Origin of the sequence: Alienimonas chondri (assembly GCF_013036045.1) — a bacterium.
Classification (GTDB): domain Bacteria; phylum Planctomycetota; class Planctomycetia; order Planctomycetales; family Planctomycetaceae; genus Alienimonas; species Alienimonas chondri.
The window spans coordinates 1-9,120 of sequence record NZ_WTPX01000173.1 but is presented as its reverse complement, the minus strand read 5'-3'; the positions used below and the strand labels follow the sequence as shown (position 1 = coordinate 9,120).

Below are 9,120 nucleotides of genomic sequence, written 5' to 3'. Positions count from 1 at the left end.
GGGAGGAACTCCTCGGCGCCGCCCGCGTCGGCCAGCAGGAGGAAGCGCCCGCCGGAAGCCTCCGCTGCTTGCTCAAGATCGGCCCGATTGAGGGACGTGACGTCGCCCTCCGCCGGCGGATCGGTGACCGTCAGCGTCGCGCCCGGTCCGCCCTCTCCGCCGATCGGCGTCAGTTCAAACTGACCGGGCGGCAAGCCCGCGATCGTCGCCGAACCGGCCGGCCCGAGCGGCTGCGAGCGCGTGACGCCCGGCCCCGCGATCTGGACCCCCGTCGCCCCCGAACCGTCCGCAACGACCGTCGCGACGCCGCCGGCTTCGATCGTCGTCGGTTCGACTCGCAGCGCCGGGGTCTCCTCGGGCGACGCGGCGGCCAACCGAACGGCCGCCAGCCAGAACCGTCGATGCGCGTCGCCTTCTTCGCCCGCGCCCAAGCCCCGCCAGCGCCAGGTTTGGGGAGCGCCGACGTCGATTCGCGTCCCGTCGGCGGTGCGCCGCAACGTGACGAACGGCGTGCCTCCCGCGGTGGCGAGCGTCGCCGCGGCCGGATCGGATTGCTCGGCGGGAGCGATCCCGAAGACCGGCGGCGGAGCGGCGTTGAACAGCCCCAATCGACGCCCCGCCGCCGTCGCGACGACCGCCGCGGGATCCGCGGGCTGTGCGCCGCTGATGTTTCCCGTCGTCGGCAGCGAATGGACCACGATGCGGCCGCCGGCCGGCGCCGGGCTCAAGCGTTCCGGCACGGCACCGATCGTGACGAGCACGTCGAACGGCTCCCGGTCGAACGGCTCCCCGTCGGGCGGACGCGGGGCGGCCGGGAGCGGGTCGTCGCCCACGATCACCGTCGCCTCCAACGTCGGCTCCCGCTCCAATAGCGATTGCAGGAAGCGGGCTTCGTGTCGCGGTCGGTCCGCGATCAACAGCACCCGGAGCGCTCCGCCCGGCACGTCGATCGACACGGCGTCGGCGGCCGCCGGGATCGGTTCGCCGCGGGCCGAAAGAGCAAGCGCGTAGCGATAAGCCCCGGCCTGCGGCGGCACGACCATCGCGTCGAAACGGGCGACGCCGTTCGGCCCGATCGTCGCTCGACCGGCGGCGACCGGCGTGCCGTCCGCTTCGTTCGTCAGCGTCGCGGTGAACCGCGGGGCGGGCGTGGGCACGCCGTCGGCGAAGGTCCAGCGAGCCGAAACGTTCACCGGCTCCCCCGGACCGAGCGGACGCGAGGCGACGAGCGACGCCAGCTTCGGAGCGCCCCACGGGTCCGGTTCGCCGGCGCCGATGATCAGCAGCCGCACGCCGGCCTCCCGGGCCGCGTCCGCGACCGACGAGAGCCGCCCCGCGGGGCCGACCGTCGAGCGGCCGTCAGTGACGATCGCGAGGGCGCCGGCCCGGCGGACCGCCGGCTCGCCCAACGCCGCCCGCACCGCGGCGGCGGGATCGCTGCCGGTGCGATCCAGTTCGATTCCGGCCAGCATCCCGGCATCGTTCAACGCCTCGCCCGGCAGCGGGGGACCGACGGTTGCGGCGAAGGGGCGGATGGTCAGCGGGCGCGGTTCGCCCCAACGACGAATCAACCCGCGGGCGGCGGCGAGCCTGTCCGGACCGCCGGATGCCATGCTGTCGGAGAGATCCAGCAAGACCGTCAGCGGAGCGGGTTCCGATTGCGCTTCGCCGCGTTGCTCGGGATTCAAGGCGAACGACGCCAGGGCGGCGACCGCGATGAGCCGCAGCAGGACGATCGTCGTCCGCCGACCGCGTCCGCCCGGCGGCGGGTTCCACCACAGACCGAGCGCCGCGCAGCAAACCGCCGCGAGCAGCAGGCCCGCGGCGGTCAGCGGTTCGATGGCGAAGGTCCAATTCAACCCGTTCTCCCCCGACCAGTTGGCGACCAGCAGGGGAGTCCACCCGCCGAACAGGCTCGGCGGGGGGCACGTCATCGCGTCAGGCGACCTTCTTGTCGTCCGGCACGGACGGGGCCGCCTTGCGGTTCGGCTCGCCGATCTTCCCGCCGGTGGCTTCGCGCACCTTGGCGGCGAGCTTCGGCACGTCGTTCTCCGGCAGGGCGGGGCTTTCCCAATCGAACCAGCCGTTGTCGAACGGGATGCGGATGCCGTACCGCATCGCCATGTTGGCGGTGTGAGCCATGACGGCGTCGGCCATGGCGATTTCGCCGTTGCAGCGGAGACCGCCCTCGGACGGCGGCTGCGGCTTGCCGCCGGGGTAGTAGTCGCCGTCCATCTCGCGGATGAGATAGCAAAGGTGCTCCATCTCCTCGCGGTAACCGCGGGAGATTTTCTCCGGCATCGTGCTCGCCGCGGCCACCGCGGCAGGGGAGGTGGTCTCGTAGCTGTCGAGCGCCGGGCCGCCGGCCTCGCCGGCGTTCACGACCCACAACCGCTGATCCGGGCCGCCGCCGCCGGTCGGGCCGGCTTCCTTGTATAGCAGCGCCTCTTTCTCCGCCTTCATGATCAGCGTGCCGCGGGAGCCGTACACGAGTTCTCCGTACGGTTCGAAGCGGTTGGTGCTGATCGAACTGTAGGTGACGACGCAACGGTCGTCGGAGTCGTTCTCGTACTGCTTCCCGGGGAACTCGAAGGTGGTGAAGATCTGGTCGAAGATCTCGCGATCGTCGCCCCATTTGTCCTGCGGACCGACGCCCTCGATGCCGTAGAAGTTCGTCCCGCCGTAACCGGCGACGGCGATCGGATGCACCTTACCGAGGAAGATGCTCGCGGCGTCCATCTGGTGCGAGCCGAGTTCGCCCATCAGACCGCCGCCGGTGTCGTCGAACAGGCGCCAGTTGATGAGGTGTTCGAGATCCTCATAGCCGTACTGCTCCGTCTTGCCGTCGAGGACCATATCCTCCTGCGGCCACAGCAGTTTGCCGGTCTTCGGGTGCAGCTTGGGCTGACGCCAGGCGTCGCGGCCGGGGAAGGAGCTGTTCCGGTGCCACTGGGCGCGGATGTACTTGATGTCGCCCAACAACCCCTGCTGCACCAGGTAGTTGGCGTTATCGTACAGCACGGAGTAGTGCCGTTGGTGACCGACGGCCAACAGCCGGTTCGCCTTGCGGGCGGCGGCGATCATCTCCTTACAGTCGCCGACGGTCTTGGCCATCAGCTTTTCGCACAGCACGTGCTTGCCGGCTTGGAGCGCCTTGATGGCCAGCGGGGCGTGCATGTTCAGCGGCACCGCGATGACGACCGCTTCGATGTCGTCCCGGGCGAGCAGTTCGTCCGCGTTGTCGTAGACCTGAATGTCCTTGGTCGCGTCGCGACCGAGCTTTTTGTTCAGGCCGACGCGGTGCTCGTTCCCGTCGCCCTTGAAGACGCGTTCCCGGTTGGAGGGGCGGGCGTCGGCGATCGCGACGATCTCCATATAGCCGCCCTCCGCCGGGTGCTCCGTGATGAGGATGTTGCCCTCGTCGCCGGTGCCAATGAACCCGACTTTGACCGGGTTCCCCTTCAGCTTGCTGTAGCCGAAGTAAGCGGCGCCCAGTCCCACGGTGCCCGCGGTGACGCCGGCGAGGAACTCCCGCCGGGTGGCTTCGGTTTTGAACCGCTCCCGGCTGCCCGCGAGGGCTTCGTAGAAGTTATCGTTGCCGATCTGTTCCTGTTCAGGGGTCAGGTGCATGGCGGGCGGCTCGAGCGGGCGACGGGAAGAGTACGGGGGATCTTACGTTGAATCGGTGCGGTTCGATGGAACCGCAATCGGTCGGCGGAGTTCACGGCCGGAGGACGGTCATTTCTCGGCCACGGCGTAAGTATTCGAGGGAGCGTCCTTCGCGGACTTCGTGGCGGTCGGTTCGGACTTCACGGCGACCGGCTTCGCCGCGGACGGTTTCGCGGCGGACGATTTCGCCGGGGCGGCCGGCACGGCGTTCTCCGCGGCGACGCGATTCCGCCGGCCCATCATGCGATGCCACGACGCGACCAGCAGCCCGTCGACGCCGAACCAGCGGCCGGTCGGGAGCGCCGCCAGGGCGAACAGCGCCATCACCTCGATCAGGTTCTTGTTGACCACCAGGGAGTGGTCCGGGCCGGGCGCCTCGATCACGCCGGGCCACGGCGGCCAGGCGAGGTAGAAGCCCAGCACCATCACCCCGGCCATCGCCGCGGCGAAGCGGGTCAGGAAGCCGATCAGCAGCAGCGTTCCCAAGGTGCAGAGGCCGGTGATCGTCAGCGTGTCCGCGATCCGAACGGTGTCCCACGGGTGCGGCAGCGGACCCTTCGCCCGCTGCTCCGGCGTGAGGATGCCGTACATATCCTCGGTGAGTTGGGCGTCGAGCGCCTTCACCGGACCGACGAGGGCGTTTTTCAGTTCGACGATCTCGCCGTAGAGCGTCTCCGCGTGCTCGCGCTGATAATCCGTCTCCGCGGTGGCGCGGGCCTCTTCGTACTCCTCCAGCAACGTGCTGTAGTAGCTGTCGATCGGCGTGTATTTATCGCCGATGGTGCCCTTGAAGCCCCCGAAGACGATGCGGGGGGCTTCGGGATCGATGCGGGTGGCGACGTCCAACCGTTCGCGGTAGCTCAGCCGGGTGGCCCGCTGGAAGACCCGCTCGATCGCTTCGGAGTATTTCCTGGCCAACTCCCAGTTCGTGTAGTTCTCGCCGTCGTTCATCTCGGGCGGCTCGCGGAGGGCGCCCTGCTCGTCTTTCAAGACGTCGTCGACGAGAGCCAGCAGTTCCAGCTTTTCCTTCTGGGTGAGGTGCCGCTTGCCGTCGACGATGATCCGCTGGGTCTGCGGGTTGAATTCGACGAAGTTGGCGAGGTTCTCCGGCACCTTCGCCCCCTCGGGGAACTCGTCCAGCTCGGCCCGAAAATCGGGGGGGCCTTCGAACAGCACGTTCAGCTGGCGCTTCTGCTGGTCGGAGAGCTGATAGAACTCGTCGAAGGCGACGTAGCGGGCGTTCCACTTCGCGTTGACGGAGTCGTAGTCGAGCCAGGTGCGGTCGTCCGGGTCGCCGGTCATGTTCCGGAACGCGTTGCGGAACGGTCCCTGAGCGTTCTTCAGGTAGCCCTCGCTGGTCCACGGCCGATTGGTATCGAGCGTGGAGACCTTCCAGAAGCCCTCGTAGGCCAGTTGCCAGCCGATGAACAGCCGCAGCGTGACCAGCAGTACGCAGGCGATCACGGCGATCCGGCGAGCGTCCGCGGTTGCGTCGACAGGTTGCGGTCGGACGGGCGGGACGGGGCTGCGGTCGGCGGTCGCTTCGGTCACGTTCTCTTCGTCTTTCAGTCCACGCACAGGACGGCGTTCGGGTCGAGGAACAGCGAGTCCGGGTCGACGTTACGCACCGTCACCGGAAGCCGCCCGCCCGTGGGAGGGGGGACCAGTATACCGCCGAACTCCGGGTTCGCATCAAGGAACGCCGTCGCGGCGGGAAGTCCCATCACATAGAGCGCGGTTGCGAGGGCGTCCGCGTCGGCGGCCCCCGTCCCCGAATCGGCGGGGGCGAAGACCGTCGCGCTGAGCAATCCGCCGGCGCGCTCCGGGTCCGCCGGCCAGCCGGTGCGGGGGTCGAGGAGGTGTCCCAATCGCCGCCCGCGGTGCCGATAGAACTGCACGTTCGAGCCGCTGGTCGCCATCGCCTGGTCCTTCAACAGCACCGTGCCGAGTCGCCGCGTCGTGCGGTGCGGATCGCCCAGTCCGACCGGCCAGCCGCCGCCCCGTTCCTCCGGCAGGTGATCGCCCCGGGCCAGCACGCTGCTGCGTCCGCCGTGCAGCAGAAACGCCGCAACCCTTTGCTCGACCAGGTGCTCCGCCGCCCGATCGAGGGCGTACCCCTTGCCGATCCCGCCGAGATCGATCCGCGACCCCTCGCCCAACCGCACGCCGTGCGTGTCGTGCTGGAACGTCAGCCGGGACGCCTCGCAGGCACGAGCCTCCTCAGCGGCTCGGTCTTCCGAGAGAATGTCGTGCGCCGCACGGGCCTCGCGCCACAATCGCACCAGCGACCCGGCGAGCGGGGTGAACGCCCCGTCGGTCAGCTCGGCCAATTCCTTCGCCCGCACCAGCAGTCCGAACAATCCCGGTTCGACCTCTTCGCCGCCGCTGGCGTCGTTCAGGCGGCTCACCTCGCTGTCGGGGCGATAGATCGACAGCTGCCCTTCGAGTTCATGCACGATCGCCAAGGCGTCGCCGGCGTGCATCACGGCGTTGCGGTCGCCGGGGTTCAGGGCGCAGGCGAACTCGCAGGCCATCGACCGTTGGGCGATGCGAATCGTCGACCCGGCGTCCGGCGCCAGCCGCGGGCGTTCGTCGTCTCCCGCGACTGGCCCCGCCAGCGCATCCGCCGCCGCATCGCGGGCGGCGACGCCGGTGAGGAAGGCGCGGCGGTTGGGGGACGGACTTGGCACGGGGGCAGTGTACGCCGTGCCGTTCCGTCAGCCGATCGCTCGTCCGACGACCAATAGCGCCGCGGCCGCGATGATTCCTCCGGCCCATGCCCCGCCGAAAGACGTCGCCAAGGGCGGCCAAGGAGCGAGCCGGCGGGCGGCGAACCGTTCGGCCGCCGTCGCCCCCGCCGCTCCGGCGACGAGTCCCGCCGGCAACGCCAGGACGAGCATGCCCTCCAACGAATCCCGTCCCCAGTCGCCGGCGAGGATCGTCTGCCAGTGGAACCCCGCCACTGCGGTCGCCCAGCCGATCGGCCCCCCGAACGACGCTCCGAGGATGTGGCAACGGTCGGCGTGCCGGGGACGATCGGCGGGCATGGGCGATCCGGGGCGGCGTTGAGGAGCGGAAGCCTTCGCTTCCCCCGCCCAGTATCTAGACTCCGAGCGTGACCGAAACGATCGCCCCCCCGCCGCACGCTCTCAACGGCCGGCCGGCGGCCGGCAAAGCGGGCGATTTCACCGCCCCCGCCCGGCGGCCGCAGATCGACCGGCTGCGGGCGAATCTGGCCGGGGTGATCCTCGGCAAGCCGGAGGCGATCGATCTGCTGCTGACGGCGCTGCTCGCCGGGGGCAGCGTGTTGATGGAGGACGTGCCGGGGGTGGGGAAGACGACGCTCGCCAAGGCGCTCGCCAAGAGCCTCTCGCTGGACTTCAACCGCGTGCAGTTCACGCCGGACCTGCTGCCGGCGGACATCCTCGGCGGGAACGTGTTCAACCCGGCGGACGGCTCGCTGACGTTCCGCCCCGGGCCGATCTTCTGCAACGTGCTGCTGGCCGACGAGATCAACCGGGCCAGTCCGCGGACGCAGTCGGCGCTCCTCGAAGCGATGGCCGAGGGGCAAGCGACCGTCGAAGGCGTCGCCCGCCCGCTGCCGGCGCCGTTCTTCGTGCTGGCCACCCAGAACCCCGCCGACTTCCATGGCACCTTCCCGCTGCCGGAGGCGCAACTCGACCGGTTCCTGATCCGCCTGCGGCTGGACTACCCGGCCGCCGAGGCGGAGATCGACATGCTGTTCGATCAGGCCCGCGTGCACCCCTTGGAACTGGTCGAACCGGTGCTCGACGGCGAGGGGTTGCGCAAGATGCAGGCCGCGGTGCGCGCCGTGTCGGTGGAGCGCCCGGTCGCGGCGTACATCGTGGAGGTCTGCCGACGGACGCGGCAGGAGAAGCGGCTCGATCTGGGGGCGAGTCCGCGGGGTTCGATGATGTTGTTCCGAGCGAGTCAGGCCGCCGCGTACCTCGCCGGCCGCGACTTCGTCCGCCCCGACGACGTGCAGCGCGTCGCGACCGCCGTCCTCGCCCACCGCTGCATGCTTTCCGGCGAAGCAAAGTTCGGCGGCACGGACAAAGCGGACGTGCTCCGCGAAGCGATCGACGCCGTCCCGGTGCCGGTGTGAATCCGAAACAATCTGCCGCCGGTCTGCCCCGCCCCACGTCGCTTCGGCCACCGCCCGACGATGTGTATACCGACCTCGGTTCGTTGAGTTAGAAACGGAAATGCCCAAAAAACTGCTGACACGTCTCTCAATTTTCCTTGTTGCATGCCCCGCGGTGTTGGGGTGTGCGGAGGGCGATCCGGACGAAAGGCAAGCCGACGCGGTTATTGCGATCGAACGCACGTCTTATCTATCGGACGCGCAGGAATTCAGATTGTCCGTGCCTGAGTCGCTCGTTCTCGACAGCCCAGAGTGGAAGGCGGACGAGCCAAATCCTCCGTGTTCGGCGAAGGCGGCGATTGGTGCGGCAACGACGGCAATCACCTCACAGAGCGAGAGTTATGCGGGAATCGAATGGCGATTTGAGCAAGCGGCATTGAGTCGATACACGAGTTCTGAACTGCCCGACATGGAACGTTGGCTTTGGACCGTCGAGTTCTGGGATCGACAAGCCGTGGAGATGCAGCCAATCCCTCAACTCAGCATCGTGGTGTTAATGGACGGTCGCACCGTCTCGCCCACCATTGTTCCGGCACAAAACTACGAAGAGATTGAGTATTAGGTCAGTCTTCGCCGGGTGAGCATGCGAGCGGCGCGGAGTCCGGAGAGCGGCGCGGACTCCGCGCCGCTTCTGCGAAAAGAGCATCCCGCCTGACAGGCGGCGTACACTTCCCGCCAATGCTCGCTCTCCTCCGCCTGCCGAAGGTCGTTTACGACTACTTCCAGCGGCAGTGGCGGAATGAACTGACGACCTGCGGGAAAGTGCTCGTTTGGAGCATCGCCCTGTCCGGCATCGGCACCGTCAGCGTACAGATGCCGCTGTATCAAGCGTTCTGCGCCCTCGTCATGCTGCTGGCGGTGGCGAGCGGGGCCTGCTCGCTGTTGCGGCCTAAGGTGACGATGGACGTGACCCTCCCGGAGCGGGCCACCGCCGGCACGCCGATCGTCGGCCGGGCGACGCTCACGAACCGCCGTCGCCTTCCGGCATTCGACGTCTGCGTCGGGTTCTACGACCTGCCGAGCGACTTCGCCCCGGTCCCGGAGACCGTCGCCGTGCCCTATCTGCCCGGTCGGGGGACCGCGGAGGCGACGTTCGCCCTGCGGCCGCTGCGTCGCGGTCGGTACGCGCTGCCGCCGTTGCGGGCGTGGAGCACCTTCCCCTTCCATATCGGTCGCGGCGGAGGGCGGGTCGGGCATGAGGTCGGCTCGCTGCTGGTGCGACCGAGCTTCACCCGGCTCGAACGGCTCCCGCTACCCGCCGGCGGGGGGCGGGAGCCGTTCGAGCC

7 protein-coding genes and 1 pseudogene are annotated in these 9,120 nt (G+C 69.1%); 3 read left to right on the top strand and 5 right to left on the bottom strand.

The annotated features are described in order from the left end of the window. The 5 genes from LzC2_RS18535 to LzC2_RS18515 form a co-directional block, all read right to left on the bottom strand. On the bottom strand, window positions 1–1,934 hold a 1,934-nt coding region (locus LzC2_RS18535; protein ID WP_171189520.1), incomplete at its 3' end, for a vWA domain-containing protein. A 4-nt stretch (window positions 1,935–1,938) separates the two neighbouring features. Further along, window positions 1,939–3,630 (bottom strand): Gfo/Idh/MocA family protein, encoded by a 1,692-nt coding sequence (locus LzC2_RS18530; protein ID WP_171189519.1) that lies wholly within the window; start codon window positions 3,628–3,630, stop codon window positions 1,939–1,941. 108 nt (window positions 3,631–3,738) lie between these two features. After that, on the bottom strand, window positions 3,739–5,247 hold the full coding sequence (locus tag LzC2_RS18525) for a DoxX family protein (RefSeq protein ID WP_171189518.1): 1,509 nt from the start codon (window positions 5,245–5,247) through the stop codon (window positions 3,739–3,741). Further along, the gene (locus LzC2_RS18520) at window positions 5,235–6,359 is read right to left on the bottom strand and encodes an FAD:protein FMN transferase (RefSeq protein WP_171189517.1); all 1,125 of its coding nucleotides are present in this window, start codon (window positions 6,357–6,359) and stop codon (window positions 5,235–5,237) included. Before LzC2_RS18520 ends, LzC2_RS18525 begins: the two co-directional genes overlap by 13 nt. A 27-nt stretch (window positions 6,360–6,386) precedes the next feature. After that, entirely contained in the window at window positions 6,387–6,716 is a 330-nt protein-coding gene (locus LzC2_RS18515) for a hypothetical protein (protein WP_171189516.1), read from the bottom strand. A gap of 164 nt (window positions 6,717–6,880) precedes the next feature. Here LzC2_RS18515 and LzC2_RS18510 point away from each other — a divergent pair, with 164 nt between their 5' ends. From LzC2_RS18510 to LzC2_RS18500, 3 genes and pseudogenes are all read left to right on the top strand, one after another. Next, window positions 6,881–7,795, top strand: coding sequence for an AAA family ATPase (locus LzC2_RS18510; protein ID WP_171189521.1), 915 nt, complete (start codon window positions 6,881–6,883; stop codon window positions 7,793–7,795). A gap of 100 nt (window positions 7,796–7,895) precedes the next feature. Next, window positions 7,896–8,396 carry a hypothetical protein gene (locus LzC2_RS18505; protein ID WP_171189515.1) on the top strand — a complete coding sequence of 167 codons (501 nt, stop codon included), beginning with the start codon at window positions 7,896–7,898 and terminating at the stop codon, window positions 8,394–8,396. Between the two features lie 116 nt (window positions 8,397–8,512). Continuing rightward, window positions 8,513–9,120, top strand: a pseudogene (locus LzC2_RS18500) (hypothetical protein); the annotation flags it as partial.

Coding starts and splice junctions, on each gene's coding strand:
- LzC2_RS18505 (WP_171189515.1), top strand. CDS start 7,896: ATGCCCAAAAAACTGCTGACACGTCTCTCAATTTTCCTTGTTGCATGC.
- LzC2_RS18530 (WP_171189519.1), bottom strand. CDS start 3,630: ATGCACCTGACCCCTGAACAGGAACAGATCGGCAACGATAACTTCTAC.
- LzC2_RS18515 (WP_171189516.1), bottom strand. CDS start 6,716: ATGCCCGCCGATCGTCCCCGGCACGCCGACCGTTGCCACATCCTCGGA.